The organism is Chitinophaga sp., from assembly GCF_036566945.1.
Classification (GTDB): Bacteria; Bacteroidota; Bacteroidia; order Chitinophagales; family Chitinophagaceae; genus Chitinophaga.
Map to the genome: position 1 here is coordinate 1 of NZ_DATCVJ010000959.1, position 2,268 is coordinate 2,268.

Annotated in this window: 2 protein-coding genes; both read right to left on the reverse strand. The window is 45.3% G+C overall.

Annotated features, from left to right (window positions below; translation table 11 throughout):
- The coding region (locus VIP81_RS28915; protein ID WP_331969859.1) for a SusC/RagA family TonB-linked outer membrane protein at nucleotides 1–1,871 on the reverse strand (1,871 nt) is incomplete at its 3' end.
- Nucleotides 1,872–1,910: 39 nt separating this feature from the next.
- Nucleotides 1,911–2,268: DUF4974 domain-containing protein (locus VIP81_RS28920; RefSeq protein WP_331969862.1), on the reverse strand; the 358-nt coding region annotated here is incomplete at its 5' end.

A 2,268-nucleotide genomic window follows, 5' to 3' on the forward strand; every position in this document is an offset into this window, starting at 1 on the left:
TTAGCCCGGTACATATTTTCTGTAAGCGAAGGTTTCAGGTCTGCGCCTTTGCTATCTACCCCAGATACCGGTACATATTGTCCCTGATTATTGGCCCGGTATAATTTATACGGAACGGTAAACATTTTCTCCCCATAATTATTTCTGTCAAAAGAGGCCATGGCATGTGCCGACAGCCCTTTTACAAAAGGAATGGCATAATCCATTTTCAGTTTTGCATTGAGATAATTACCTACTCTACGGGTATAGCCGCTCTGCGTTTTTTGCAGAAATGGATTCGATATCCCACCGGTATAATTGGCAGCAGGCAAACCATTGCTGAAGTAAACAGGCTGTAACGGCGACATGTTGTAAACATTGGTCAGGATAGTGTTAGATCCACCGCCGCTGGCATCATCTGTTTGCTCAGAACGATACGCCATATCCAGTCCCATGGTCAGGTTTTTATTGAGCCTGGTATCTATATTAGAAATCACGGAATAGCGCTTTAAGCCGCCTTCTCCCACGATAGAGCCTTGTTTATTGAAACCACCGGCTACATAGTATTTGATGGCTTCATTACCACCGCTTACATTCAGATTATAGTTTTGTCCGTTGGCATAATCATTCAGCACTGCATCACTCCAATTGGTATTGGCATATTTGTCCGGATTCAATCCCAACCGGATAGTATCCAGTACTGCCGGAGAATAGACGGCGTCTTTACCGGAATTCACGGCAGATTCATTGTCCAGTAAAGCTTGTGTATAGCTATCTACAAATTTAGGTTGTTGTGTTGGTTGGGAATAGGTGGTGTTGGCGGTGAATGAAAATTTCGGTCTGCCTGTTTTGCCTCTTTTGGTGGTGACCAGTATTACACCGTTACCTCCGCGGGAGCCGTAAATAGCGGTAGATGCGGCGTCTTTCAATACGGTAACAGACTCCAGATCTGCCGGATCAATATCATTCAAACTAGCCTGTCCGGCGATAATAGACCCCGTACTTTCGTTCAGTGGCACGCCATCTATCACGATCAAAGGTGCGTTTAAAAAGGAAGAACTTCTTACCAGTAAGCGGCTGCTTTCGCGTCCGGGCGCACCACCGGTTTGTTTACCAAATAAACCTGGTATAGTCCCTACCAGGTTATTACTCAACATGGCAGAAGGTAACTGGTTCACCGTTTTATTATTGACAGATGTCACCGCACCGGTGATGGCTTCTCTTCGTTTAGTACCATATCCTACTTCCACTACTTTTACTTCATCGAGGGTACGGGTATCCTGTTCGAGTGAGAACGATGCGTAAGGTGTACCTGCCGTAAATTCACGGGTGGTATAACCTACAAAGCTGGCGCGGAGTATATTGGTGCCGTTCGGCACATTTGAGAAAATATAGTGTCCTTTTTCATCGGTGAGTACACCTTTGCCGGAAGGCAGCAAGCGTACGGTTACACCAGGCAGTGGTTCACGTGTAGCCGCATCCGTTATGAAGCCCTGCAGGTGATGAACCACTGCATTTTTTTCTTCCGGCGTTCCGGTTGCAGAGGATGCTGCCAATGTGGACGCCGATGCTGGTTTAGCTGGCACCGGGCGCTGGATCAGCATATAGTTATTCTGACTAACGTATACAAACAGCAGGTTAACGGGATACAATACTCTTTTCAATACTTCTTCAACCGGCAACTGCTTTAAAGCCCCGACTGAAATATTGGTGGTTTTGTTTTTGATCAGATCAGCATCAAACACAAATCTGGTGTCGTACTGTTTGGTGATATCCTTTAGTGCATCCGATAACGGAATGCGTCCCGGACCATTATCTGCCTGGGCATAAGCGCCCATTGTGAGGATGCTGCATAGCAACAGCAGCCAGCATTTGTTAGCAATTTTTTGCATAAAGTAATCTTTAATGAATGCAGATTTGGTTGGTTTTTGTTAATTGGCGCGTCTGAAAATCAGCAGACTATCCTTCTTTTCAATGTTCACTTTTAATATGCCGGATAATATAAAAATGATGTTGTCTTCATTTTTCACCGGTATGGTTCCTTCTATTCTTTTGTTCACGATGGCAGGATCTTCCAGCACCGCTTTGTAACCGTAAGTATCTTCCAGCAGCTGTATAATTTCGCCCACGCTGGCGTTGTTCATCACCAGTTTATTATCTTTCCAGGCATTCACTTCGCTCATATCTTTTCTAACTTTCTCCAGCTGACGGGTCTGCGGATTATAGGTGGCTTGTTCTCCCGGCAACAGTTGCAATGCCGTGGTTTGATCTTTCAACAGCACCTTCACC